Raw genomic sequence first — 24,244 nt, forward strand, 5'->3', positions numbered from 1 at the left:
CGGTCTCAAACCTCAGGCGCTGATTGACATATGCTACTCTCCGTTTAAGAGAATGTCATATCCGTTTGCTGGGGGGCGACCGTCCGGTGGGGAGCATGTCCGAAAAGGTTCTGGTTACTGGAGGTTTCGGCCTCGTCGGCTCACAAACGGTGCGCCGGTTGGTTGCCGACGGCCATCGCGTCGTCGCGGCCGACCTGGGCTCCGCCGCCCAGCGGAAAGCCGCGAGGACGCTGCCGGCCGGCGCCGAGGCGCACTGGGCGGATCTGACCGACGCCGGTCAGGTTGATCGCCTGCTCGCCGAGACCTCACCCACCGCCATCGTCCATTTGGCCGCGGTGATCCCGCCGCTGATCTATCGCCGGCCCGCAGTGGGGCGCCGCGTCAACGTCGACGCGACCGTCACGCTGCTGCGCGCGGCGCAGTCGCGGCCACACCCGGTGCGGTTCGTCGAGGCGTCGAGCAACGCCGTGTACGGCGCGCGCAACCCCTATCGCCATCATGAACTGTTACGCCCGGACTCCCCGATGAACCCGGCCGACCTCTACGGCGCGCACAAGGCCGAGGCGGAGCAGCACATCCGGGCCTCGAATCTCGAGTGGGTCATCCTGCGACTGGCCGGGGTGATAAGCGTGGAACCGGACGCCATGCCGTTCAGCGTCGATGCGTTGTTCTTCGAAAGCGCCCTGCCGACCGACGGCCGCATCCATACCGTCGACGTCCGCGATGTCGCGCGTGCGTTCGCCGCGGCGGTCACAGCGGACGTCGCCGGTGAGACGCTGCTGATCGCCGGTGACGAGTCACACCGGCTCCGGCAGGGCGATGTCGGAAGGGCCCTGGCCGCCGCGCGCGGTTTGGTCGATGTCCTGCCCGGCGGTCGGCCGGGCGATCCGGACAGCGACGACGACTGGTTTGTCACCGACTGGATGGACACCGTTCGCGCCCAACAGGTTCTGCAATTTCAGCGCCACTCGTGGCCGGACATGCTCGACGAGATGCGAGCCATTGCCGGGTGGCGCCGCTACCCGATGCGGCTGATCTCGCCGCTCGCGCGGCAGTTCCTGAAAAGCCGTGCGGCCTACCGGGATACCCCCGGACGCTTCGCCGATCCGTGGGGTGCGATCCGGGCGAAGTTGGGCGAGCCACGCCCGGACGCTCCGGCGAGGTAGGTAGCCGGGCGCGACGTCAGCCGGCGTCGCGCAGCAACGGCCGTTCCGTGGACGGCAGTTCGACGGTGGGGCTCAGCTCCTCGAAGAGTTCGGTGGCGTCCGCGATGGTCCGGTCGACGAAGGACGCGAAATCGCCGAAGGAGATGTCGCGTCGGATCCATTGCGACTTGCGGGCCATGACGCCGATACGCCGGGGATCAGATGATCCGTGCACGATCGCGGTGACCTGGCGGTCAAGACGGTTCCACCTGTCGCAGAAGTACGTCAACCAGGGGCGGTCGGCCGCCGGGAAATAGCGCCCGGGAGTGACGCGGATGATCAACACATCGTCGTGTGCGGGAGAGATCTCGAAGTGGACGTGCAAGCGCCGCGGGGCGTTGGTGACGAAGAAGTATTCGCCGTCGTGGTGGCCACGAAAATAGCGCCGCCCGCGGGTGCGCAGGTACCGTTCGACCAGGTTTGCGCACAGCTGCTCATTCGTCATGGATTGATGGTGCGGCCGGTGACTTTGGGAATGCTTGGAGTCGAGCGATGCGGCACCGAAGAATCTGTTGAGAATTCGCTGAGTGAGTGCCGGCCGGCAGTATTTTCCCCCGCGCTCAGGTGGGTTCGCGCCGCTCGACGATACCGGCCTCAGTGCCGGGCATGATGCGCGGCAACGTGACCGAAAACCTGTATCGCTCGGGACGATAGTGGAATTCCACGACCTCGAGCGGCTTGTCGTCATGGCCGTAGCTGGTGCGTTCGAGCACCAAGACGGGAGACCCGAGCGGTAGCTTCAAAGCGCCGGCCACCTCCAGCGATGCGCCGGCCGCATGAATGTCGTAGCTGGCCCGGGCGACAGGAATGCCCAGGCGCCGCTCCCACATGGTGTAGGTGCTTTCCAACGCCTGCGCGGTCTGCTCATCGGTTGCGCTCGTCAGCAGCGGTTCCACGGCGTGGCCCAATCCCGGTGGCAGGTAGGCGATCATCAGCGCGAGGGGCTGGTCGCCGTCGCGAAAACGCCGGTGCACACACAGGACTTTCGACAGGCCCAGCGTGTCGGCGATCCGCTGCGGCGCGTCTTCGACGCGATGCGACAGGACATCGACGTTCGGCGTGATCCCGGAGCTGGCCAGCACCTCGGTGATGGTGCGCACGCCGGGTCCGAGTTCCTGTTTGACCGGGTTGGCCACGAAGGTGCCCAGGCCCTGCTTGCGCACCAGCCATCCTTGCCGTTCGAGCAGCCCGACCGCCGCGCGCACGGTCACCCGGCTCACGCGGGTGCGATCGATGAGTTCTCGCTCGGTGGGCAAGCGCGCGCCGCGGGGCAGCCGTTGTTGGACAATGGCCGCCTTGAGGGCTTCGGCGAGTTGGGTGCTGGCCGGCACGCTGCCGCGGGAGATCCGGAGGTCGGCAACGTCGAGGTCCAACTGGTCAGGGGCCACGAAATGTATTAAAACGTCCTATTCGCCGGCCGTAAAGCAATGGCTGCCGGCGCGGGCGACCAACAGTGCGGATTAATCTGGTACAGAATGCTTTTCGTGTGTGTGCCGCCCGACCAGCGGGCGGCTGCAGATTCGCGCGGGTCAGGAGGGCCGAAGGTGTCGATCGTCGTGGAACGGTTCGACCACATCGTCGTGAATTGCCGCGACGTCGAGGCCACCGCCGCGTGGTACGAACGGGTGCTGGGCATGCGCCGCGAGACGTTCGGGCCGGCGCGCAGAACGGCGCTGCGCTTCGGCGATCAGAAGATCAACCTGCGACCCGTCGGCGCGCTCGCCGACGATCCCGACTGGTTCACCGGGTCCATCGAGGCGGCCGGTTCCGAAGACCTGTGCTTCGTCACCCGAGCCAGCCCCGATGACGTTCGCACTCATCTCGCCGCGTGTGGAGTGGACGTGATCTCCGGACCGGTGACCAGGGTGGGGGTGCTGGGGGAGATGACCTCGCACTACTGCCGTGACATCGACGGGAACCTGATCGAGATCGCCGTCTACTGAGGCCCGGCCAGCGGATACAGCGCGGGAAGATTGATCACGATCGCTTCCTGGGTGCTGCGGGCGATCACGACCTCGGCGGTGGTGTGGGGGTTGGGGTTTTCCTCCCGGTGCGGCAGATAAGGCGGGATGAAGACGTAATCGCCGGGCGCGGCCGCGATGCGAACCTCGTCGGTGCCGTCGTGAAAGACGAACTCCGGGTTTCCGCTTCGTACATAGATGGCCGTCTCCGATTCACCGTGATGATGGTTATCCGAGGCCGATTGCGGCGCCGCGTGTGTCTCACCCATCCAGAGCTTCTCCGCTCCGACCGACCGGCCGGACAGGGCGGCGAAGCGCCGCAGCCCCTCCGACTGTGCGGTATCGGAGCTGATCTCGGACGCCTTGATGTGGCGTACCCGGTTGCGTGCGACCGGTGTCGCCGTGTCGTCGAAGTCCGGATGGAATCCATCTGAGGTGGCCATTACTCAATTATCGTCCGAGACCTCCCGATACGCTTCGAGCAGTCTGAGCCACAGCTCGCTGATCGTCGGGAAGCACGGTACGGCGTGCCACAGCCGGTCGACGGGAACCTGCCCGGCGACGGCAATGGTGGCCGAGTGCAGCAACTCGATACAGCCCGGGCCGACCATGGTGACGCCGAGCAGGTGGCCGCGATCCAGGTCGACCACCATCCGCGCGCGGCCCGTGTAGCCATCCGCGTAGAGCTTCGCACCCATCACCACATCACCGATCTCGATATCGACCGCGCGGGCTCGATATCCGGCCTGTTCGGCTTGTTGAGCCGTCAGTCCGACGGCGGCGGCCTCGGGGTCGGTGAAGAAGCCCTGCGGCACCGCGTGATGGTCGGCGGTCGTCGCATGCGCACCCCACGGTTTGGTGTCCAATGGCTTCCCCGCTGCGCGGGCTCCGATCGAAGCACCCGCGATCCGGCCCTGATACTTGCCCTGATGAGTTAGTAACGCCCGGTGATTCACGTCGCCCGCCGCGTAGAGCCAGCCGTCCTCGTCGGCTCCGTGAACCAGGCAGGTGTCGTCCACCTCGAGCCAGCTGCCCGGCGTCAAACCCACTGTCTGAAGGCCGATGTCGTCGGTCAGCGGCGCACGGCCGGTAGCGAAAAGGACCTCGTTGACCTGCAACTCGGTGCCGTCGTCCAGGTCTAGGATCACGTGGGGGTCGTCCGGCCGGCGCAGCGCGCGAACCGAGACCCCGAGCCGCACGTCGACACCGGCATCGGTCAACCCGCGTCCGATCAGCTCGCCCACGAAGGGCTCCATCCGGGGCAGCAGTCCCGGACCGCGTGCCAGCAATGTCACTTGGGAGCCCAAGCCCTGCCAGGCCGTCGCCATTTCGACGCCCACGCCCCCGGCGTCCACGACGGCCAGGCGCTGCGGGACCACACTGCTATCGGTGGCTTTCCGGTTGGTCCATGGCTTCGCCTCCGTGATGCCCGGCAGATCGGGCAACGCCGAGCGGCTTCCGGTGCACACGACAACCGCATGCCGTGCGGTCAATTTCACCCCTTCACCGTCGCCGTTGGTGACGGTGACTCGGCGCGGGCCGTCCAATCGCCCATGCCCCCGGATCAGCGTCGCACCAATTCCGTCGACCCAGTCTGCCTGGCCACTGTCGTCCCAGTCGCTGACGTAGCGATTGCGGCGGCCGAACACGCCGTCGACATTTATCGAGCCGGTGACCGCGTCCCGCGCGCCGTCGATGCGGCGGGCATCGGCAAGGGCAATGGCCGGGCGCAACAACGCTTTACTGGGCACGCACGCCCAATACGAGCACTCGCCGCCGACGAGTTCGCGTTCGACCAGAGCCACACGAAGGCCTGCGGCCCGGGCACGTTCGGCGGCGTTCTGGCCGATCGGTCCGGCGCCGAGCACTATGACGTCGAAGTCTCCTCCGGTGGCTGATGCCATGATCGACGATCCTTTCGCATGGGTAGGTGGCCATGGCCCTAAAAGGGGACCCCCGTCAGCGCTCGGCGGATCCGTCGATGAGGCTCTCGGCGAGCCCGCGCACATCGCTGACGACGATGTCCGGCTGCGGCAGGCCGTCGACCGGCAGTGGCGCGTTGCCGCGCCGCGTGATCAGGGCTCCACTGAATCCGACATTCTGGGCGCCGATGGTGTCCCAAACATGCGCGGCCACCATCATGCAGTCCGCGGGGGCGACCCCGACCGTCTCGCACGCGTACCGGTAGACGGCGGGCGACGGTTTGAAAGCGCTGCGCGCATCGACGCTCAGTTGATGTTCGAAGAAGCCCGCCAGCCCGGAATTCTGCAGTGCCGTCGGGCCGTCCGGATTGGGCGGGGAGTTGGTCAAGGCGACCAGCCGAAAACCCTTGTCACGTAGGGTGACAAGCCCGTCGGCGGCATCCGGGTGTGCCGGCATGGTGAGCAGTGCGGTCTTCAGCCGGTCCAGATCGCCTTGGGTGATGTTCACCCGATGGATATCCCCGAGCATGCGCAGCACCCCCTGGCCAAGCACCGGGAACGTCACGTAATGCTCGGCCAGCGTGATGGTCATCGAGTACATGACCAATTGCGCGAACCATTCCCGCAACACGCGATCGTCACCGAACAATTCGCCGAAAAGCGGTGCGATGGACTCGATATCGAGCAACGTCTCGTTGACGTCGAAGACCAGGATGGACGGTTTCGGCATGCTAGGACTCGGCATTCCTCGTGGAGGGGATGTCCGGCCGCAGATACCCGGCCAGGCACAGGCAGATCAATACCATCCCGGCTGCCGGCCACCTGAGTGCGACGACTGCCGCCGCAGCGAAGACACCGACCGTGAAGAAGGATCTCATCCGCAAGAGTCGTCGCACGCGCTGCGTGAGGTCCTCATGGGCGGGCCGATCGACCACTTCTTGACACAGGGCCAGATAGGTGATGTTGACGAGCACGAACACCGACGCATACAAGGTCACGGGCGCTGCGGCCAGCCGACTATCGGCGATCCACTCGGTGGTGATCGGAATCAGTGACACCGAGAACAGGTGCGCGAAGTTCGCCCACACCAGTCGCGGCGTCGCCACCTCCGCATAGCCGAACAGGTGATGATGGTTTACCCACACGATCGCGATAAAGACATAACTGACAACATAACTCAGCCCGGTGGGCCACTCAGGCAGCAACGCGTTGAACGTGAAGGCCTTCGGTGGTTTGAGCTCCAGGACGAGGATCGTGATGAGTACGGCGAACACCCCGTCGGAGAAAGCTCCCAGCCGGTCTGGACCGGTTTTCCGCGCGGACGCCCTCATGACGCACGACCGGTCGGGTTCTTCGGTAAGACCTCGTCCGTGTCGAGTCCGCGGTCGACGCCGTGCGGGATCACGGTCTGGCCGGGTTCCAGCCGCAGTTGCCTGTCGTCAAGCTGCACGCTGATCTTGTCCGGTTCGAAGGAGACCAGGTTGCGGACCCTTGCGACCTCCGTCCAAGCGTCGACGTAGGACCACGCCGCGCGCTGGTGGCTGCCGATGTCGTAGTAAGAACATATTCCCTTGTAGGGGCAAAACGTCTGTACATCAACGGGTTTGAGGGTGGACTCGTCGACGTCGTCGCGCGGCACGTACCACCGAGGCGCAAAACCCGATTCATAAAGCGCCAGCGGACGGTGGGTGTTGGCGATCACCTGGTCACCGTCCCGTACCACGAGATGACGTGCTGTGGAGCGGATGTCGATGCGATGATAGGCGTCCGTGGCGTGGCCGACGATCCGTTCCTCTTCTTCGTAAAAGGCATCCATCGCGCGCCAGGCAAACGCCACCCGGCCATCGAAAACGGCGGCATGAGAGGCAAGCTCGGTGTGTTGCCACGCCGCGTGACTAACCTCGCGCTCTGCGACCTTGACCGCAAACCACTGCGTCGCGCCGAGATCGCGGTGCTGTGTCACGCGGTCCTCGGCCACCAGAATTCCGGCCTCGATATCACCGCGCGCAAAGTAGGCCACGGGGTAGTGGCCCGGCTCGTGCAACAAGATCACGTCTTCGCTGTCGGCTATCCAGCTGTCCCCGAAGCGAACTCTCATTCGTCGCCGTAGTGGCTCGGCGAAGAGCAACCGTGTTGGCAGCGGCTGCTCTGTCAGGAAATGTCCTACCGAGCCGGTCGCAAGCGGACCCTGCTGCCATGCCAGCCCCATCGTCGTGTCCCTTCGTCGAACGAAATCTGCCGGCCCCGAAGTCGCGTCACTGCATGACGACGACCATCTTCCCGCCGGCTTCACCCGCCTCCATCACGCGGTGCGCCTCGCGAATCTGGTCGAATGAGAAGACGTGTGACGGCTTTGCATCCAGCTCGCCGTCGGCGACCTGCCGGGCGATGTCTTGCAGGGGCACATCGGAGAGCGGAAAACCCGGTGTCCCAAAGATGAAGCTGCCGAAGAAGTTCCAGTTCACACCGCTGGCCATACGCAACAGCGGGTTGAAATCACCGATCGGATCTAGTCCGCCCAGCCATCCGGCCAGGCACGCCGTGCCGCCGCGCCGCAACATGTCGAGGGAGTCGAGGATGGTGCTGTTGCCCACCAGGTCCAGGACCGCGTCGATGTGTTTGGCTTCGGCGATGTGGCCGGCGAGGTCGCGCCTCTCCGGCTCGACGCGCGAAGCGCCGAGCCGCTCCAGCATCGGGAAGCGATCGCTGCGCCGCGCCGTAGCGATGACCCGCGCTCCGGCGGCGACCGCCATCTTGAGTGCGGCTTGGCCGAATGATGAGGTCGCGCCGCGTAACACCAACGTCTGTCCGGATTTCAGGTCGAGGTTGCGGAACAGGCATGTCCAGGCGACCGCGTAAGTTTCGGGCAAGGCGGCCAAATCCGACCAGGGCAGGTCCGACTCGAAGAGGGCGACATTTGCTGCGCGCGCGCGAGTGTATTCGGCGTAGCTGCCGTTGATTGTCCGGCCAAGGCCGCCCATCAGTGCGGCCACCTTGGCGCCGACCGGGAACTCGCCTCCCGGACATGAGTCGACGATGCCGACGCACTCGATCCCGCTGACCTCGGCGGCCTCTGCCCATTCGCCCCGACGCATGTGAAGTTCGGCGTGATTGATGCCGAAACCCTTTACCGCGATGACGACTTCGCCGTCCCTGGGCAACGGCTTGGGGATGTCGGAGTAGACCAGGCTGTCCAGTCCGCCGAACCGTTCCAGGATGATCGCCCGCATGGTTTCGCCGCCGGGTTGTTCGCGCACCACCGCGGGCGCGGTGGGCAGCTGGGGCGAATCGGTGGCAGCCACGTACCGCCCCCTCCAGATCGTCAGCGATGCTCGGTCAATCGGCACTGAATGGGCCATCTGACCCATTATTATGGGCGCACCTTCCCACTATGTCCAGGGGAGCGGCGCCGTCAGGCTTTACGTCGGCCGCGCGACGACGTGGATCGCCCCTCGCGCGACGGGGGTTGGGGCGCGAAAGAGCGCACGTAGTCGACGGCGGCATTGACGGCGGCCCGCAGCGGTTGCGGATCGCCGGTGGCGTGGGTGAGCATCGCGCCGCCCTGGTGTGCGGCGACGAGCGATACGGCCAGATGCCGCGGGTCGGCGTCCGGGCGCAGGTCGCCGCGCTCGCGCATCGACTCGAGGCCCGCCCGAAACAGTTCTATCCATTGGTCATATCCCGCGGCGAGGTCGTCGTGCATCTCGCGGTCGGCCTCGATCAATTCGCCCGCCAGAGATCCGTAGACGCAACCCCCGACCCGGTACACGGCGTCGATGTCGGACACGCAGGCATCCGCCCACGCCTGCAGCGCATCAAAGCTGTCCAGGCCGGCGAACCGCGGCTGAGAGTGGAACGCCCGCACGTTGTTTCGGCGCGCCTCGACGACGTGCCGGGTCAAGTCGCGCTTATCGCGGAAGTAGTGCGAGATCTGGGATCCGCCCACCCCGGCGGTGCGGCGCACCTGGTCGACACTGGTGTTGGCGACGCCGCGCTCGAACATCAGCCGGGCGGCGACCTCGATGATGCGCGCGCGCGTCGCCATTCCCTTGCGGGTGAACCGCGATGAGGGCTGTTCGGTCATGTTGGCATCTTGGGCGCGGAGGGTTCAGCCGGCTTGCCGTGCCGGGCGGCGGACCCGCGACCGCCGCGGCGGACGCGGCGCCCGCTCGGCGCTGTTGGTGGCGAACATGCGCAGGTAGTTCACCGCGAAACGAATCGCGTCGGCGTGCGGCCACTCCTCTTGGTAGGTGAAGGTCAACACGCCGCCCCCTTGATGCGCGGCGACGATCACCCACGCGAGTTGCCGTGGGTCGGCATCGGCGACCAGCAGGCCGTCATCCTTCATTCGCTGAATTGCGCTCTGCAACAGGTCGACCCACTGTCGATAACCGGTCGCCAAGGCGTCGCGCGTCGTGTCGTCGGATTTCGCCAACTGGGCTGCCAGCGCGTGATAGGTCGGCGTGCCGAAGTACCCGATGCGACGCAGGAAGCGCATGTTGAGGTTGACCCACCGCTCGAAGTCGTCAAAAGAACCCAGGCCCCGAAGCGTGGGCTGGCGGTGAAAATCCAGCACCACACCGATCTGGCGGCGGATCACCGCGCGGATCAGTGCCGCCTTGTCGGCGAAATAGTGGGCAAGCTGTGAGCCGCTGACCGAGGCCGCGCGCCGCACATTCTCCATGTTGGACGCCGAGAGGCCCTCGGTGACGATCAGCTGGGCGGCGGCCTGCACGATCCGGTCGCGGGTGGCCCGCCCCTTGGCGGTCAACCGTTGTTCGTCGTGAACATCGGGATGGGCCATCGCGTCAGGCTAACCCGGGAGTCCCTTCATTTATGGGATATCCAGCCCATACATCGGGATCAGGCCTGGAGTCGCCTGGCTAGGAAGCCCCGGATCAACCGGGCGACGTCCTCGCCCGCGGACTCCAACAGAAAATGCCCGCCGTCGAGCAGGTGGATCTCGGCCTCGGGCAGGTCGTCGGCGAACGCTTCGGCGCCGGCCGGCCCGAAGATCTCGTCGCCGCGCCCCCACACCGCAAGCAGCGGCACCCGGGTGGCGCGGAAGTACTCGTGCAGGCGCGGATACATCGGCGCATTGGTGGCGTAATCGCGAAACAGCTTCAGCTGCACCAGATCGTTGCCGGGGCGGGAGAGCAGCGAGTAGTCGTGATACCACGAGTCGGGATCGACCAGCGTCTCGTCGGCCACCCCGGTCAGGTACTGCCACCGGGTGGCGTCCAGGGTGAGGAACTGCCGCACCGGCGCCTCGGTTTCCGCCGTCTGCTCCTGTTGGTACGCCTGCACGACCTTCCAGAAGCTTTCGACGAATCCCGCGTCATAGCCATTGCCGTTCTGGCTGATGATTGCGGTGATCGCGGATGGGTCGCGCAGTGCGAGTCGCCAGCCGATCGGCGCGCCGTAGTCCTGGACGTACATGGCATACCGGTCGAGGCCCAGGCTTCGCAGCAGACCCGCCGTGAGGTCGGTCAGCGCGTCGAACGTGTAGTCGAACTCCTCGACCGGTGGGGCGTCGGACAGGCCGAACCCCAGGTGATCGGGCGCGATGACGTGGTAGCGGTCGGCGAGGGCCGGGATCAAGCGGCGGAACATGTATGAGCTGGTGGGAAACCCATGCAGGAGCACCACCGCGGGAGCGGCGGGATCCCCGGCCTCGCGATAGAAGAGCCGATGGCCGTCGGCGGTGGCGTATCGATGATGAACGGCAGGCACGAGGTTCCCCCTGACTCAACAGGATTCGGCACCGAGCGTCGTGGTGGCGTCCGATGAAGGTGTGCGAAACCCAGCGCTCAGGTTCTGGGTTATACGACCCAGTATGCACCAAACCGGCGAGAGGCAACAGTCCGCGAACCGAATATGTTGCCCAGCACACCGGCCTGCCATATTCTGGGCCGATCATCCCAGTTGACGGCTCGCGCGATAGGGGCTGGTTCGAGGTGACACAGTGGGCAGGCTCGTTTCGGTAAACGTGGGCACGCCCAAAGACGTGCACTGGCGGGATAAGACCGTGTACACCGGGATCTGGAAGACCCCCGTCGCGGGGCCGGTCATGGTGCGCCGGCTGAACATCGACGGTGACGGCCAAGGCGACCTCGCCGGTCACGGCGGGGAACAACGCGCGGTCATGGTGTACCAGAGCGAGTCCTATGACTTCTGGAAGATCTACCTGGGTCGCGACGACCTACGGCCGGGTCACTTCGGCGAAAACTTCACCGTCACGGGGCTCGCCGACGACGACGTCTGCATCGGCGACCGCTACCGCATCGGCGATGCCGAATTCGAGGTTACCCAGCCGCGCGTCACCTGCTTTCGCGTCGGCATCCGGCTTGACGAGCCCGATATGCCCAACCTCCTGGTCTCCCAACATCGTCCGGGCTTCTACTTTCGCGTGATCACCGAGGGACACGTGCGGGCCGGCGACGACATCGTGCGGACGCGCCGCGGCCGTCACGAACTCAGCGTCGCCGACGTCGACGCCCTGCTCTATCTACCCGACCGCAACGTCGAAACGCTGCGCAAGGCCGTCGACGTTCCGGGGCTCAGTCCGGGCTGGCAGCAGTCTTTTCACGACCTGCTTGCCGCACACGAGGGCGCGGTTTCCGCGCTAGCGCCACCCGTGAGAGCCGAACCCGGGTGGCCGGGATTTCGGTCGTTGCGCGTCACCCAAACCCGCAGGGAGAGTGCACAAGTGCTCTCGATCCGGCTGGAAGCCGACGACCAGAATCCATTGCCGCCGGCGCTTCCGGGCCAGTACTTGACGGTCAAGATCGCGGGCGCCGGCGAGCCCGCACCGTTGCGCAGCTACTCCCTGTCGGACGATTCCTCCACCGGGTCCTATCGCATCAGCGTCAAGCGCGAGGATCACGGTGTGGTGAGCCGATGGCTGCACGCCTACATCCGGCCCGGGTCGCTGATAGCGGCGGCGGCCCCACGTGGCGATTTCTACCTCACCGACGACAGCGGACCGGTCGTCCTGTTCTCCGCCGGAATCGGCGCGACTCCGGTACTGGCGATGCTGCATGCGCTGGCCGCCGCCGGCAGCCGCCGTGACATCTGGTGGCTGCACACCACTCGCAATCGCGAAACCCAGGCGTTCGCAGAGGAGGTCACAACGCTCATCGAGTCGTTACCACACGCCAAACAGCAGGTCTTCTACACGGCAACGCAGGGCCGCCTTGGCCGCGAGTCCCTCGTGGCCTTGGGTCTGCCCGTAAGTGCCACCGTTTACCTCTGCGGTCCAACGCAATTCATGGCCGACATGCGCGATGGCTTGGCCGGCATGGGCTTCGACCCGGGCCGCATGCACAGCGAGCTGTTCGGCGCGCTGCCGGCGATCAACCCGGGGATTGTCGACACCGAGGAGCGCAGGCCACCGCACCCGCCCGTCGGACCGCCGGGCACCGGGCCGGCGATCACGTTCGCGCGCAGCGGGTTAACGGTCAACTGGCCACCCCGCTTCCGGAGCATCCTCGATCTGGCCGAAGCCTGCGACGTGCCGACCCGCTTCTCCTGTCGAAGCGGGGTGTGTCACGTGTGCGTCACCGGCATCGTCGACGGGACGACCACTTACGTTCAGCGACCGCTGGAGTCACCCGGCGACGGGTCGGTCCTGATCTGCTCGGCGGTCCCGGAAACCGATGTGGTGCTGGACCTCTAGGAGAGTCCGTGGCCCGCGGACATTTATTCCTACGGGGTCAACGGGACGGACGCCTCCGCGGTGTAGCACAGGAAGGTCAGGGTCTCCTGCAGATACAGCTGCACGGTGTCCGCATCATGGCTGGTGTACCCGATCGACACGTCGTGCCCGAGCTGCAGGTCGAAGTCGCCGCCGCGAGTGGTCAGCACGAAGGCGCCGTCGATGGCCGGGGCCCAGATGATGTCTCCGGGAACCAGCCGGTCGATGTGTTCGAGGATGGGGTAGCCGTGTTCGGTCGTCTCGCTGACCATGGTGTAGACCTCGGCGGACAGCAGCACCGAGTAGGGGCCGTCGACACCGGCCAGCCGGAGTTCGGAGATCGCCTGGGTGATGACGTCGGGAATCTCGCGCGGATCCGCGGGCAGGGTCAGCGACTTGTTCGAGCTGGCGGAGCGGATGCCCTCGATGGACGCCGCGGAGTAGCCCTCGAAGATGGCCCGGTCTTCGACGAACGCCAGCTTCTTGGCGGCCTCCTTCACCGGGTCCCAGTCGGAGTCGTTGGCGCCGCGCTCGACGTTGTCGATCTCGTAGCGCGACAGGGTGAACGGAACCCGCAGCCGGACAAGGGGTTTGCTCTCCCTCAGGTGAGCCTCCACGCCGTCGGTGGGTGACGCCACGTTGGTCAGCCGACCGGTGCTCACCGCGGCCGTGACCGGGCCGCCCGGCTCGCTGACGTCGACGACCCGGCGTCCGGCGATGTGGCGTTTGAAGGTCCGTGCCGCCTCCACTTCGATTTCCTTCCAAGCGGCTTCGGTGACCGGTGCCAGGTCGCGATAGAGGTTGTTCATGAAGTGGTTCCTTTCAGGCTGCCGATCGAAAGTGAGCCGCCCTGTGCAACAGGCGTTTCCGCCGCCGGTGCTGCGGGCAGCGGCGGCGGGTCATCGAGAAAGTCGAGGGTGGGGGATAAGAACAATCCGCCGGTGACGGCCGTGGAGAAGTCCAGGATGCGGTCGGTGTTGCCGGGCGGATCGCCGAGGAACATGTTGCGCAGCATTTGTTCGGTGACTTTCGGCGTGCGCGAATAGCCGATGAAATATGTGCCGTATTCACTTTCGCCGAGCTCGCCGAACGGCATGTTGTGCCGCACGATCTTCAGCTCGGTGCCGTCGTCGTCGGTGATCACATTGAGGGCGACGTGGGCGTTGCCCGGCTTGACGTCGTCATCGAGCTCGATGTCATCGAGCTTGGTGCGGCCGATCACCCGCTCCTGCTCGGCGACCGGAATCGAATTCCACGACGACATGTCGTGCAGGTACTTCTGCACGTGCACGTAGCAAGAGCCGGCGAAGTCGGGGTCCTCGTCGCCGACCGCGGTGGCACTGGCCGCCAACGCGCCGTCCGGGTTCTCGGTGCCGTCAACGAATCCGAGCAGGTCACGGTTGTCGAAGTAGCGAAAGCCATGCACCTCGTCGACCACAGTGACCGCGCCGGCCATCGCTTTGAGGATCCGGTCGGCCAGTTCGAAACAGACATCCAGGCTCTCGGCCCTGATGTGGAACAACAGGTCCCCCGGCGTGGCGGGAGCGGTGTGCCGCGGTCCCTTCAGCTCGGGGAACCGATGCAATTCGGCGGGACGCGGTCCGGAGAACAGGCGATCCCAGGCGTCGGAGCCGATCGAGGCGATCGCCGACAACCGCTTCTGGGGTTCGCGGAAACCGATCGCACGCACCAGGCCGGGAATGTCGGGCAGCGCGTCGTGCACCGTCGCCTCTCCGCCGTCGTCGATGGTCACCACCAGGAAGATCGCCGCGGGGGTCAGCGGCGCGAGGATGGGTTGCGGTTGGACGGGGGGCACGTTGGTGACCCTAGCGTGGCGACGGCGAGCGCACGAAGTGGAGCGAGCAAGGAGCGCGCAATCGAACCCAGCGTGGCGACGGCGAGCGCACGAAGTGGAGCGAGCAAGGAGCGCGCAACCGACCCTAGCGTGGACCGTCCGGTGGCGGACAGCCATGATGTTCAGCATGTCCGGCGGGCCTCGAAACCAAGCGAAGTCCTCAGCGAGTGCGCAAGGACTCTGCGATTTCATCGACGCCTCTCCGTCGCCATTTCATGTGTGCGCCACGGTGGCCGCTCGGCTGATCGCTGCCGGATACACCGAACTGAGCGAAGCTAAACACTGGCCGTCCGAGCCGGGGCGCTACTTCACGGTGCGGGCGGGCTCGCTGGTGGCCTGGAATTCGGACGGGGCGCACGGCCCGTTCCGGATCATCGGTGCGCACACCGACAGTCCCAACCTCCGGGTCAAACAGCATCCCGACCGGGTGATCGCCGGCTGGCGGATGGTGGCACTGGAACCCTATGGGGGCGCGTGGCTCAACTCCTGGCTGGACCGCGATCTGGGAATCAGCGGGCGCCTGTCGGTGCGGGCGGACGGTCAAGACGGCGGGATCGCGCACCAATTGGTGCGGATCGACGAGCCGATTCTTCGGGTGCCGCAGCTGGCCATCCATCTGGCCGAGGACCGCAAGTCGCTGACGCTGGATCCGCAGCGGCACGTCAATGCGGTGTGGGGCGTCGGGGAGACCATGCGGTCATTCGTCGATTTCGTCGCCGAGCGCGCCGGGGTGGCGCCGGGCGACGTGCTGGCCGCCGACCTGATGACCCACGACCTGACCTCCGCCACGATGATCGGCGCCGACGGCGCCCTGCTGAGTGCGCCCCGGCTGGACAATCAGGCCAGTTGCTATGCGGGGCTGGAGGCGCTGCTGGCCGTCGAACGAGCACCGTCCTATCTGCCGGTGCTGGTGCTCTTCGACCACGAGGAGGTCGGTTCGTCGTCGGACCACGGCGCACAGTCCGACTTGCTGGGCACCGTGCTGGAGCGAATCGTGTTGGCCGCGGGCGGTACCCGCGAGGACTACCTGCGCCGGCTGCCGGCATCGTTGCTGGCCTCGGCGGACATGGCGCACGCCACCCATCCCAATTACCCGGAGCGGCACGAGCCCAGCCACCCGATCGCGGTCAACGCCGGGCCGGTGCTGAAGGTGCACCCGAACTTGCGCTACGCCACCGACGGCCGCACCGCCGCGGCGTTCGCGCTGGCCTGCCGGCAGGCCGGGGTGGCATTGCAGCGCTACGAACACCGAGCCGACCTGCCGTGCGGGTCGACGATCGGACCGTTGGCCTCGGCGCGGACGGGCATCCCGACCGTGGACGTCGGCGCCGCGCAGCTGGCGATGCACTCCGCGCGCGAGTTGATGGGCGCCCACGACGTGGCCGCCTACTCGGCCGCGATGCAGGCGTTCTTGGCGCCGGCCTGACGCCTCAGTCGGGCGTGGCCACGCCGCGCAGTAGCGCGTCGAGCAACCCATCGAAAGAGCTTGAGCCGCCGACGAACTCGCCGGTGCCCCGGTGGGTCAACGCGCGAAAGAGCATGGTGCCGACCAGCGCGTGCGCGACGGCGTCCAGGTCGGCGTCGGCGCTCAGGTCGCCGTCCTGGACCGCGCGGCGCAGCCGTGTCATCAGTCCGGCCAGCTGCGGCACGCTGAGTTGCTGGTAGAGATCGTCGCCGTCGGCCGGGCGGGCCGCTGCCGCGGCGATGAGCGCGCGCACCAACGCGGCGTTCGGTGGCTCGGCCAGGAAGGCGGCGTGCTCGCGCAGCCAGGCCTTCAGGTCGGCGCGAAGGTCTCCGGTCTCGGCGACGGGAAACGAGCCGGATCCGCCGTAGGCCGCCAGGACCGCTTCTGCGACCAACGGCGCTTTCGAGGGCCACCGCCGGTACAGGGTCTTCTTTCCCACGCCCGCGCGGGCGGCAACGCTTTCCATCGACAGGTCGGCGTAGCCGCCGGTGGTCAGCAGCTCGCGCGTGGCGTCGAGAATCGCGTGATGCAGCCGGCTGTCCCGGGGTCGGCCGACCCGCTCGTCAGGCATGCGCCGAGCCTAGGTGGCCGCGCCGGATGCGCCGGCCAACCGCGGAAACCGATCCGGTACTGGCATGCGGGCGGGCGTTCGGGTTACGTTCACCCATGACAGTGTAGAGAAACGATACGTGTCGTTTCTCGCTCGCGGTGTGACGAAGGGGTCCAAACCATGAATGCCGTCTCGTTGTCGGTGCCCAAGACCTGGGATGACATCACGCCGCACTGGATGTCGGCGGCGCTGGCGGCCGACCACCCCGGCGCCGACGTGGACACCGTCAACGTGGAAGCCCGCGACGACGGCACCAACCGGCGCGCCCGCCTGGGTGTGACGTACCGCAGCGGCAGCGGACCGGGGTCGGTGTTCGTCAAGGGCGCGGAGCCCGCCCACAAAGAGATGATCCGCATGACCAGCGGCATGTTCCACGAACCGCGGCTGTTCACCTGCGGGGTCCAGCTGCCCCTCGAGCATCCCCACATCTACACTGCGTTGATCGACGAGGCCGCCTACGACTTCGTGATGGTCATGGAAGACCTCACCGCGCGGGGCGCCGATCCCCGCGATGCACCAGGCCGATGACCGTCGAGCAGGTCGCCACCGGGGTGCGCGGCCTGGCCCGCATGCACGGCCGCTACTGGGGTGAACGCTTGGCCGCCGAGCCCGCGCTCGGATGGCTTGAACCGTTCCTGCCCTGGGACGGCATGGAAATGGCGCCGTTGCCGGCCGCGCTGGAGCGCCTCGGCGCCGACGCGCCCCGCGCGGTGACCTCCTTGACCATCGTCGAGCTCATCGAATCGGTCTGGAAGCCCTACGTCAGGACACTGACCGCCTCGCCGCAGACCTTGCTGCACGGCGACCCCCACATCGGCAACACCTACCTGCTGCCCAGCGACGAGGTCGGCTTCCTCGACTGGCAGGTGGCGCGGCGGGGCAACTGGTCGCTCGACCTGGGCTACTTCCTGCAGGGCGCCCTTACCGTCGAGGATCGCCGCCGCAGCGAGCGCGATCTTCTCGAGGAGTACCGCGGCGCCCTCGGCCTGCCGAGCGAGGAGATGCCGAGCTTCGACGAGGTCTGGTTGGGGTACCGGGCCTCGGTCGCGCACGGCCTGACGCTGTGGCTGTGCACGGCCAGCGCCGGCGAGCTGTGGCAGCGCCCCGACATCGCTCTGGCGCTGGCCCAACGGTATTCGTTCGCCTATGCCGACCTGGATACCGCCGCGGCGCTGGCCCGGATTGCCGGCTAGGCGCGCCCGCCCGACAGCGGCCCGGCCATCTGGGCGCCGGCCGGCCTCTCAGCCCTAGACTGTCTGGCGTGACTGTCTCCGGGACGAGTGCGCGCACCCAGGCTATCGACACCGTCGAGCACGCCGCCACCAGTCCCGACGAGCCGCAACCCTTTGCCGAGCTGGGTCTCAAAGACGACGAATACCAGCGCATTCGCGAGATCCTGGGCCGCCGCCCCACCGACACCGAGCTGGCGATGTACTCGGTGATGTGGAGCGAGCACTGCTCCTACAAGTCGTCCAAGGTGCACCTGCGCTACTTCGGCGAGACCACCACCGACGAGATGCGCACCGGCATGCTGGCCGGCATCGGCGAGAACGCCGGCGTCGTCGACATCGGCGACGGCTGGGCGGTCACCTTCAAGGTGGAGTCGCACAACCACCCGTCCTACGTCGAGCCCTACCAGGGCGCGGCCACCGGTGTCGGCGGGATCGTCCGTGACATCATGGCGATGGGCGCGCGACCGGTCGCGGTGATGGACCAGCTGAGGTTCGGCGCGGCCGACGCCCCGGACACCCGTCGCGTGGTCGACGGGGTGGTGCGCGGCATCGGCGGCTACGGCAACTCGTTGGGGCTGCCCAACATCGGCGGCGAAACCGTCTTCGATGCGTGCTACGCCGGCAACCCGTTGGTGAACGCCATGTGCGTCGGCGTCTTACGCCAGGAGGACCTGCACCTGGCCTTCGCGTCGGGCACAGGCAACAAGATCATCCTGTTCGGTGCCCGCACCGGGCTGGACGGCATCGGCGGGGTGTCGGTGCTGGCCTCGGACACGTTTGATATTGAAGACGGCGGGGGACCGGCCCGCAAGAAACTGCCCTCGGTTCAGGTCGGCGACCCGTTCATGGAGAAGGTCCTGATCGAGTGCTGCCTCGAGCTGTACGCCGGTCACCTGGTGGTCGGCATCCAGGACCTGGGCGGCGCCGGATTATCATGCGCCACTTCGGAATTGGCGTCGGCAGGCGACGGTGGGATGGCGATCCGCCTCGACACCGTGCCGCTGCGCACCACCGGGATGACGCCCGCGGAGATCCTCTGCAGCGAATCCCAGGAGCGGATGTGCGCGGTGGTCACCCCGGACAACGTCGACGCCTTCTTGGCCGTGTGCCGTAAATGGGACGTGCTGGCGACGGTGATCGGCGAGGTGACCGACGGCGACCGGTTGCGGATCACCTGGCACGGCCAGACGGTCGTCGATGTCCCGCCGCGCACCGTCGCCCACGAGGGCCCCGTCTACCAGCGTCCGGTCGCGCGCCCCGAAACGCAGGACGCCCTGAATGCGGACGGCTCGGCGGGGCTGCCGCGACCGGCCACCGGTGACGAGCTGCGCGCCACGTTGCTTGCCCTGCTGGGCAGTCCGCACCTGTGCAGCCGGGCATTCATCACCGAGCAGTACGACCGGTACGTGCGGGGCAACACCGTGCTGGCCGAGCACGCCGATGGCGGTGTGCTGCGCGTCGACGAATCCACCGGCCGCGGCATCGCGTTGTCGACCGACGCGTCCGGCCGCTACACGAAGCTGGATCCCTACACCGGCGCCCAGCTCGCACTGGCCGAGGCCTACCGCAACGTCGCTGTCACCGGGGCGACCCCGGTCGCGGTGACCAACTGCCTGAATTTCGGTTCGCCCGAAGACCCCGGAGTGATGTGGCAGTTCTCCCAGGCGGTGCAGGGCCTGGCCGACGGCTGTGTGGCCCTGGGGATTCCGGTGACCGGCGGCAACGTCAGCTTCTACAACCAAACGGGGTCGACGGCGATCCTGCCCACCCCGGTGGTCGGGGTGCTCGGCGTCATCGACGACGTCGCCCGGCGCATCCCCACCGGCCTGGGCACCGAGCCGGGCGAAACCCTGCTGCTGCTGGGCGATACGCGCGACGAGTTCGACGGTTCGATCTGGGCGCAGGTGACCGCCGACCATCTGGGCGGGGTGCCGCCCAAGGTCGACCTGGACCGCGAGAAGCTGCTGGCCGAGGTGCTGCGTTCGGCATCGCGCGACGGACTGGTGTCCGCCGCGCACGACCTGTCCGAAGGCGGCCTCGCGCAGGCCGTCGTCGAAGCCGCGCTGGCCGGTGAAACCGGTTGTCGCATTGTGCTTCCCGAGGATGCCGATCCGTTTGTGATGTTGTTCTCCGAGTCGGCGGGCCGCGTGCTGGTGGCGGTGCCGCGCACCGAGGAGAGCCGGTTCCGTTCAATGTGCGAGGCGCGGGAACTGCCGGCGGTGCGCATCGGCGTCGTCGACCAGGCCTCCGACGCCGTGGAGGTCCAGGGACTGTTCACGGTTGCGCTGGCCGAACTGCGCGAGACCTCCGAGGCGGTGCTGCCGCGGCTCTTCGGATGAGTGCGCGCAGCGAATCCTGATGTCGGCCAGGCATTTCCGTCAGGCCGGCGCACTGTCCTTGGCCGCCGCGCTGGTCGGCTGGAGCTTCGTCGGTCCGCGATTGCCGGCCGCGTGGCGGGCGGTGCTGCAGGCCGGCGCGGGCGGGCTGCTGGTGTGGGTGACGCGGGCGCCGCTGGGCCTGGGCCCGCCCCGGCTATCGTCAGGCTTGCGGCTGGGCGCACTGGCGGCGTCCTCGGCGGCGAGTGCGGTGGCCGCGACGACGCTGCTACCGCCGGTGCGCCAATCGATGGCCGACCGCGAGCTGCCGGCGACGGCGCCGGACTGGCTGCTGTGGCGGATACCCGTGGGCACCGTGTGGTCGGAGGAGTCCGCCTTCCGTGGGGCGCTGGCCGCCGCAGGCTCCGCCGCGTTCGGAGCACGCGGTGGACGGTTGTTGCAGGCCAGCGCTTTTGGCCTCTCGCACGTCGCCGACGCGCGCGCGACGGGTGAGCCGGTGGCCGCCACCGTGCTGGTCACCGGCATCGCGGGCTGGCTCTTCGGTTGGCTGGCCGACCGCTCCGGCAGCCTGGCCGCGCCCATGCTGGCGCACCTGGCCATCAACGAGGCCGGGGCCATCGCCGTGCTGGCCGCGAAGTCCCCGAATCGCTGACCAGCCGTCAGGGATTGATGGTGTAGTCGCCCAGTTGGCGGCCCCACACGAAATCGACCGCGAGCGGCGACCCGAGTTCGAAGTGGTTGTAGGGAGCCATGCTCGCGCCGGTGTCCATCACCAGGAAGGGGGCGGGCCACAGTTCGCGGGTGATCTTCTGCCAACAGCCCGCCCGTCCGCCGGGACCGCCTCTGGCATTTGTTCGTGGCAGGTTCTCCGGCCAGATGTACGGGTTGGGGGCACCCGCGATGGCGCCCGACGCGTGGGCGCCCAGCGAGTAGCCGTTATCCCCCAACGCGTTGTGGATTCGTGGTGCGACCTCATCGAAATTATGGATGGTGCAATAGATTTCGGGACTATATTCGTCGAGCAGCTGGCTGCTGGGAACCAGGTCGGTCGCGCCGCGGACGAAAAAGGGCCCGCTGCGGCCCAAGACGTCGGCGCCGGCGTCGCCCAATCCGGCGGCCGCCAGCAGCGCGGCGTCGAGGTCGCGTTGCCGGGAATTGAGTGTGCGCGCGGTGGTCACCGCGTGGTCGAGCGCGTCCCACAGGTCCGGTGAGGCTCGCGCGTAGGTATCGCCCAGCGCCGCCAGCCGCTGAATGTCGTTGCGCAGGGCGGGCATCCGGGGGTTCAGGTCGTCGAGGACGGCGTTGCCGTTCGTCAGCGAGGCGCCGAACTTCTGGCCCAATCCGGTCAGCGCCCGCGCGGCCGCGCTGAGCGTGAGGTTCACCTTGACCGGATCGACCTTCTCGGCGATCGACGTGAGCGTCTCGAAGAGGGTGTTGAACTCGGTTGTCACCGACGTCGCATCGATCACGATCGAGGGGGTGATCGGTTGCGCCGCGGGGTTTTTCGGCGAGCTCAGCGCGACATATTTGTTGCCGAACACGGTGGTCGCCTTGACGGCCGCCGCGACGTTGGCCGGGATCTGCTTGATGTATTTCGGGGTGATGTCCAGGATGACCTTGGCCGCCGGCCGGCCGTCATGCGTGGTCTCCGAGACGCTCGACACGCGGCCGATCTGCACCCCGTTATAGGTCACCTTGGAGCCGGGATCCATCACCAGGCCCGCCCGGGCGGCCACCATCGTCAACTTCGTGGTCGGCGTGAGGTCGCCCCGAAATTGCAGGTACAGGAGCAACCCGATCAGCCCCGTGACCACGATCGTCACCAGGCCGGCGGTCTTGTACGGCGGCCGCGCCCTCGAGCGACGGGGCTCCATGATTTTGAGACCCTAGGGTATGGCCCCCCGCGACAAAGCCGATCCGGCCAAGACCCGGCAGGCTGTGCTGGCCGTCGCGGACTGGCTGCGCGACGAATCCCGTCCGATCCCCGACCGGCAGGAATTGGCGACGGCCGTTCGGCTGACCGCCCGCACCCTGGCCGCGGTGGCGCCCGGGCGCAGCGTGGAACTGCGGATCCCGCCGTTCGTCGCGGTGCAGTGCATCGCCGGGCCCGCGCACACCCGCGGCACCCCGCCCAACGTGGTGGAAACCGAACCGCGGACCTGGCTGCTGCTGGCCACCGGAATCTCGTCGTTCGCCGACGCGAAGCTCACCGGTGCGCTGCGCCTTTCCGGCTCCCGCGCCGGTGAGATTGAACACTGCCTGCCCCTGTTCGATGTGGGCTGAATGTAACCCTGAACTGCAGGTTTAGCTCTTCGGGGTGGGATTTCGTCGTTCAACACGCCCGACGGATTCGGCGGCGCGGCTCCAGTGCCCGTAGACTCCGGTACGTCACCAACCGTTCCCCGGGGAGCTGCCTAATCGTGACCGTCCAGGAACCCGAAGAGGACTTCAACGCACCCCGTGAAGAATGCGGTGTATTCGGGGTTTGGGCCCCGGGCGAGGACGTCGCCAAACTCACCTATTACGGCTTGTACGCGTTGCAGCATCGCGGTCAGGAAGCCGCCGGCATCGCCGTCGCCGATGGATCCCAGGTTTTGGTCTTCAAGGACCTAGGCCTGGTCAGCCAGGTTTTCGACGAGCAGACGCTGGCGGCCATGCAGGGCCACGTCGCCATCGGCCACTGCCGCTACTCGACCACGGGCGACACGACGTGGGAAAACGCACAGCCGGTGTTCCGCAACACAGCGGCCGGCACCGGGGTTGCGCTGGGACACAACGGAAACCTGGTCAACACCGCCGAGCTGGCCGCCCGCGCACGCGACGAGGGGCTGATCGCCCGGCGCGCACCGGCGCCGGCGACGACGGACTCCGACATCCTGGGTGCGCTGCTGGCCCACGGCGCGGCGGATTCCACCCTGGAGCAGGCGGCGCTGGATCTGCTGCCGACCGTGCGCGGCGCCTTCTGCCTGACCTTCATGGACGAGAACACCCTGTACGCGTGCCGCGACCCGCATGGGGTGCGGCCACTTTCGCTCGGACGGCTGGACCGCGGCTGGGTGGTGGCCTCGGAAACGGCGGCGCTCGACATCGTGGGCGCCTCCTTCGTGCGCGACATCGAGCCGGGCGAACTGCTGGCGATCGACGCCGACGGCGTGCGCTCGACGCGTTTCGCCAACCCCACCCCGAAGGGCTGCGTCTTCGAGTACGTGTACCTGGCCCGACCCGACAGCACGATCGCCGGCCGGTCCGTCCACGCGACGCGGGTCGAGATCGGTCGACGGCTGGCCCGCGAACGCCCCGTCGAGGCCGACCTGGTGATCGGCGTGCCCGAGTCGGGCACCCCGGCCGCGGTCGGATATGCGCAGGAGTCGGGCATTCCCTACGGCCAGGGGTTGATGAAGAACGCCTACGTCGGGCGCACCTTCATCCAGCCGTCGCAGACCATCCGCCAGCTCGGTATCCGGCTGAAGCTCAACCCGCTGCGCGAGGTGATCCGGGGTAAGCGACTCATCGTCGTCGACGACTCGATCGTGCGCGGCAACACCCAGCGCGCCCTGCTGCGGATGCTGCGCGAGGCCGGTGCCGTCGAAGTGCACGTGCGGATCGCCTCACCCCCGGTCAAATGGCCCTGCTTCTACGGCATCGACTTCCCGTCACCCGCGGAATTGATCGCCAACGCGGTCGAAGACAAGAAAGAGATGCTCGAGGCGGTGCGGCATGCCATCGGCGCCGACTCGCTGGGTTACATCTCGCTGCGCGGCCTGGTCGCGGCCTCCGAGCAGCCGGCGTCGCGGCTGTGCACCGCCTGCTTCGACGGCCAGTATCCGATCGAACTGCCCGGGGAAACCGCGTTGGGCAAGAACGTCATCGAGCACATGCTCGCCAACGCCGCCCGCGGCGCCGGGCTCGACGATCTTGCGGCCGACGAAGTGCCGGTTGTGCACTGAGAGCGCTCGACTGCA

Annotated in this window: 23 protein-coding genes and 1 pseudogene; 9 read left to right on the forward strand and 15 right to left on the reverse strand. The window is 67.4% G+C overall.

The annotated features are described in order from the left end of the window. The first annotated feature begins 95 nt into the window (after positions 1-95). On the forward strand, positions 96-1,166 hold the full coding sequence (locus G6N50_RS24310; RefSeq protein ID WP_083093929.1) for an NAD-dependent epimerase/dehydratase family protein: 1,071 nt from the start codon (positions 96-98) through the stop codon (positions 1,164-1,166). A 16-nt stretch (positions 1,167-1,182) separates the two neighbouring features. On the opposite strand, the gene G6N50_RS24315 is transcribed toward G6N50_RS24310, so the two are convergent. Then, a complete protein-coding gene (locus tag G6N50_RS24315; protein WP_083093928.1) occupies positions 1,183-1,650 on the reverse strand; it encodes a hypothetical protein in 468 nt (155 codons plus the stop codon). A gap of 115 nt (positions 1,651-1,765) precedes the next feature. After that, positions 1,766-2,593: an Rv0792c family HTH-type transcriptional regulator gene (locus G6N50_RS24320; RefSeq protein WP_083093927.1), complete on the reverse strand. Its 828-nt coding sequence runs from the start codon at positions 2,591-2,593 to the stop codon at positions 1,766-1,768. A 156-nt stretch (positions 2,594-2,749) separates the two neighbouring features. On the opposite strand from G6N50_RS24320, the gene G6N50_RS24325 reads away from it, so the two are divergent. Next, positions 2,750-3,148 carry a VOC family protein gene (locus G6N50_RS24325; protein WP_142275461.1) on the forward strand — a complete coding sequence of 133 codons (399 nt, stop codon included), beginning with the start codon at positions 2,750-2,752 and terminating at the stop codon, positions 3,146-3,148. Here G6N50_RS24325 and G6N50_RS24330 read toward each other — a convergent pair. The 9 genes from G6N50_RS24330 to G6N50_RS24365 all read right to left on the reverse strand — a co-directional run bounded on the left by G6N50_RS24330 (position 3,142) and on the right by G6N50_RS24365 (position 10,821). Continuing rightward, complete coding sequence (locus G6N50_RS24330; RefSeq protein WP_083093925.1) at positions 3,142-3,609, reverse strand: cupin domain-containing protein; 468 nt, start codon at positions 3,607-3,609, stop codon at positions 3,142-3,144. The two genes, G6N50_RS24325 and G6N50_RS24330, sit on opposite strands and share 7 nt — an antisense overlap. 3 nt (positions 3,610-3,612) lie before the next feature. Next, entirely contained in the window at positions 3,613-5,070 is a 1,458-nt protein-coding gene (locus G6N50_RS24335; protein ID WP_083093924.1) for a dihydrolipoyl dehydrogenase family protein, read from the reverse strand. A 55-nt stretch (positions 5,071-5,125) separates the two neighbouring features. Then, positions 5,126-5,818 carry a haloacid dehalogenase type II gene (locus G6N50_RS24340; protein WP_083093923.1) on the reverse strand — a complete coding sequence of 231 codons (693 nt, stop codon included), beginning with the start codon at positions 5,816-5,818 and terminating at the stop codon, positions 5,126-5,128. A gap of 1 nt (position 5,819) precedes the next feature. Beyond that, positions 5,820-6,419 carry a TMEM175 family protein gene (locus G6N50_RS24345; RefSeq protein WP_083093922.1) on the reverse strand — a complete coding sequence of 200 codons (600 nt, stop codon included), beginning with the start codon at positions 6,417-6,419 and terminating at the stop codon, positions 5,820-5,822. Continuing rightward, on the reverse strand, positions 6,416-7,297 hold the full coding sequence (locus tag G6N50_RS24350) for a DUF427 domain-containing protein (protein WP_083093921.1): 882 nt from the start codon (positions 7,295-7,297) through the stop codon (positions 6,416-6,418). Before G6N50_RS24350 ends, G6N50_RS24345 begins: the two co-directional genes overlap by 4 nt. Positions 7,298-7,343: 46 nt before the next feature. Next, the gene (locus G6N50_RS24355; protein WP_083093920.1) at positions 7,344-8,390 is read right to left on the reverse strand and encodes a zinc-binding alcohol dehydrogenase family protein; all 1,047 of its coding nucleotides are present in this window, start codon (positions 8,388-8,390) and stop codon (positions 7,344-7,346) included. A 110-nt stretch (positions 8,391-8,500) separates the two neighbouring features. Further along, a complete protein-coding gene (locus G6N50_RS29540; protein WP_083093919.1) occupies positions 8,501-9,172 on the reverse strand; it encodes a TetR/AcrR family transcriptional regulator in 672 nt (223 codons plus the stop codon). A gap of 24 nt (positions 9,173-9,196) precedes the next feature. After that, entirely contained in the window at positions 9,197-9,892 is a 696-nt protein-coding gene (locus G6N50_RS29545) for a TetR/AcrR family transcriptional regulator (RefSeq protein ID WP_083093918.1), read from the reverse strand. Between the two features lie 59 nt (positions 9,893-9,951). Next, the gene (locus G6N50_RS24365; RefSeq protein ID WP_083093917.1) at positions 9,952-10,821 is read right to left on the reverse strand and encodes an alpha/beta fold hydrolase; all 870 of its coding nucleotides are present in this window, start codon (positions 10,819-10,821) and stop codon (positions 9,952-9,954) included. Between the two features lie 232 nt (positions 10,822-11,053). Between G6N50_RS24365 and G6N50_RS24370 the strand changes: the two genes are divergently transcribed. After that, a complete protein-coding gene (locus G6N50_RS24370) occupies positions 11,054-12,766 on the forward strand; it encodes an MOSC and FAD-binding oxidoreductase domain-containing protein (RefSeq protein WP_083093916.1) in 1,713 nt (570 codons plus the stop codon). 29 nt (positions 12,767-12,795) lie between these two features. On the opposite strand, the gene G6N50_RS24375 is transcribed toward G6N50_RS24370, so the two are convergent. Together G6N50_RS24375 and G6N50_RS24380 are read right to left on the reverse strand one after the other, a co-directional pair. Continuing rightward, positions 12,796-13,593, reverse strand: coding sequence for a family 1 encapsulin nanocompartment shell protein (locus tag G6N50_RS24375; protein WP_083093915.1), 798 nt, complete (start codon positions 13,591-13,593; stop codon positions 12,796-12,798). Continuing rightward, positions 13,590-14,600, reverse strand: coding sequence for a Dyp-type peroxidase (locus G6N50_RS24380; RefSeq protein ID WP_083093914.1), 1,011 nt, complete (start codon positions 14,598-14,600; stop codon positions 13,590-13,592). Before G6N50_RS24380 ends, G6N50_RS24375 begins: the two co-directional genes overlap by 4 nt. Before the next feature lie 157 nt (positions 14,601-14,757). On the opposite strand from G6N50_RS24380, the gene G6N50_RS24385 reads away from it, so the two are divergent. Then, complete coding sequence (locus G6N50_RS24385; protein ID WP_142275463.1) at positions 14,758-16,065, forward strand: M18 family aminopeptidase; 1,308 nt, start codon at positions 14,758-14,760, stop codon at positions 16,063-16,065. A 4-nt stretch (positions 16,066-16,069) separates the two neighbouring features. Here the strand turns inward: G6N50_RS24385 and G6N50_RS24390 are convergent, their stop codons facing one another. Further along, positions 16,070-16,675: a TetR/AcrR family transcriptional regulator gene (locus G6N50_RS24390; protein ID WP_083093913.1), complete on the reverse strand. Its 606-nt coding sequence runs from the start codon at positions 16,673-16,675 to the stop codon at positions 16,070-16,072. A 159-nt stretch (positions 16,676-16,834) separates the two neighbouring features. On the opposite strand from G6N50_RS24390, the pseudogene G6N50_RS24395 reads away from it, so the two are divergent. From G6N50_RS24395 to G6N50_RS24405, 3 genes and pseudogenes are all read left to right on the forward strand, one after another. Continuing rightward, a pseudogene (locus G6N50_RS24395) lies at positions 16,835-17,907 on the forward strand (phosphotransferase). A gap of 68 nt (positions 17,908-17,975) precedes the next feature. Next, positions 17,976-20,285 carry a phosphoribosylformylglycinamidine synthase subunit PurL gene (gene purL, locus G6N50_RS24400; protein WP_083093912.1) on the forward strand — a complete coding sequence of 770 codons (2,310 nt, stop codon included), beginning with the start codon at positions 17,976-17,978 and terminating at the stop codon, positions 20,283-20,285. A gap of 19 nt (positions 20,286-20,304) precedes the next feature. Then, positions 20,305-20,934: an Rv0804 family intramembrane glutamic endopeptidase gene (locus G6N50_RS24405; protein ID WP_179970063.1), complete on the forward strand. Its 630-nt coding sequence runs from the start codon at positions 20,305-20,307 to the stop codon at positions 20,932-20,934. 7 nt (positions 20,935-20,941) lie between these two features. On the opposite strand, the gene G6N50_RS24410 is transcribed toward G6N50_RS24405, so the two are convergent. Next, a complete protein-coding gene (locus G6N50_RS24410) occupies positions 20,942-22,156 on the reverse strand; it encodes an MCE family protein (protein ID WP_083093911.1) in 1,215 nt (404 codons plus the stop codon). Positions 22,157-22,175: 19 nt separating this feature from the next. Between G6N50_RS24410 and G6N50_RS24415 the strand changes: the two genes are divergently transcribed. After that, complete coding sequence (locus G6N50_RS24415) at positions 22,176-22,565, forward strand: sterol carrier family protein (protein WP_083093910.1); 390 nt, start codon at positions 22,176-22,178, stop codon at positions 22,563-22,565. Positions 22,566-22,702: 137 nt separating this feature from the next. Beyond that, complete coding sequence (gene purF / locus G6N50_RS24420; RefSeq protein WP_083093909.1) at positions 22,703-24,229, forward strand: amidophosphoribosyltransferase; 1,527 nt, start codon at positions 22,703-22,705, stop codon at positions 24,227-24,229. The last annotated feature ends 15 nt before the right edge of the window (positions 24,230-24,244 follow it).

Source organism: Mycobacterium mantenii, assembly GCF_010731775.1.
Lineage (GTDB): Bacteria > Actinomycetota > Actinomycetes > Mycobacteriales > Mycobacteriaceae > Mycobacterium > Mycobacterium mantenii.

Excerpts from the sequence above, each read along its gene's own strand:
- G6N50_RS24310 (WP_083093929.1), top strand. The coding sequence starts at position 96 with ATGTCCGAAAAGGTTCTGGTTACTGGAGGTTTCGGCCTCGTCGGCTCA.
- G6N50_RS24315 (WP_083093928.1), bottom strand. The coding sequence starts at position 1,650 with ATGACGAATGAGCAGCTGTGCGCAAACCTGGTCGAACGGTACCTGCGC.
- G6N50_RS24330 (WP_083093925.1), bottom strand. The coding sequence starts at position 3,609 with ATGGCCACCTCAGATGGATTCCATCCGGACTTCGACGACACGGCGACA.
- G6N50_RS24335 (WP_083093924.1), bottom strand. The coding sequence starts at position 5,070 with ATGGCATCAGCCACCGGAGGAGACTTCGACGTCATAGTGCTCGGCGCC.
- G6N50_RS24340 (WP_083093923.1), bottom strand. The coding sequence starts at position 5,818 with ATGCCGAAACCGTCCATCCTGGTCTTCGACGTCAACGAGACGTTGCTC.
- G6N50_RS24345 (WP_083093922.1), bottom strand. The coding sequence starts at position 6,419 with ATGAGGGCGTCCGCGCGGAAAACCGGTCCAGACCGGCTGGGAGCTTTC.
- G6N50_RS24350 (WP_083093921.1), bottom strand. The coding sequence starts at position 7,297 with ATGGGGCTGGCATGGCAGCAGGGTCCGCTTGCGACCGGCTCGGTAGGA.
- G6N50_RS29540 (WP_083093919.1), bottom strand. The coding sequence starts at position 9,172 with ATGACCGAACAGCCCTCATCGCGGTTCACCCGCAAGGGAATGGCGACG.
- G6N50_RS29545 (WP_083093918.1), bottom strand. The coding sequence starts at position 9,892 with ATGGCCCATCCCGATGTTCACGACGAACAACGGTTGACCGCCAAGGGG.
- G6N50_RS24375 (WP_083093915.1), bottom strand. The coding sequence starts at position 13,593 with ATGAACAACCTCTATCGCGACCTGGCACCGGTCACCGAAGCCGCTTGG.
- G6N50_RS24385 (WP_142275463.1), top strand. The coding sequence starts at position 14,758 with ATGTTCAGCATGTCCGGCGGGCCTCGAAACCAAGCGAAGTCCTCAGCG.
- G6N50_RS24390 (WP_083093913.1), bottom strand. The coding sequence starts at position 16,675 with ATGCCTGACGAGCGGGTCGGCCGACCCCGGGACAGCCGGCTGCATCAC.
- G6N50_RS24405 (WP_179970063.1), top strand. The coding sequence starts at position 20,305 with ATGTCGGCCAGGCATTTCCGTCAGGCCGGCGCACTGTCCTTGGCCGCC.
- G6N50_RS24410 (WP_083093911.1), bottom strand. The coding sequence starts at position 22,156 with ATGGAGCCCCGTCGCTCGAGGGCGCGGCCGCCGTACAAGACCGCCGGC.
- G6N50_RS24415 (WP_083093910.1), top strand. The coding sequence starts at position 22,176 with ATGGCCCCCCGCGACAAAGCCGATCCGGCCAAGACCCGGCAGGCTGTG.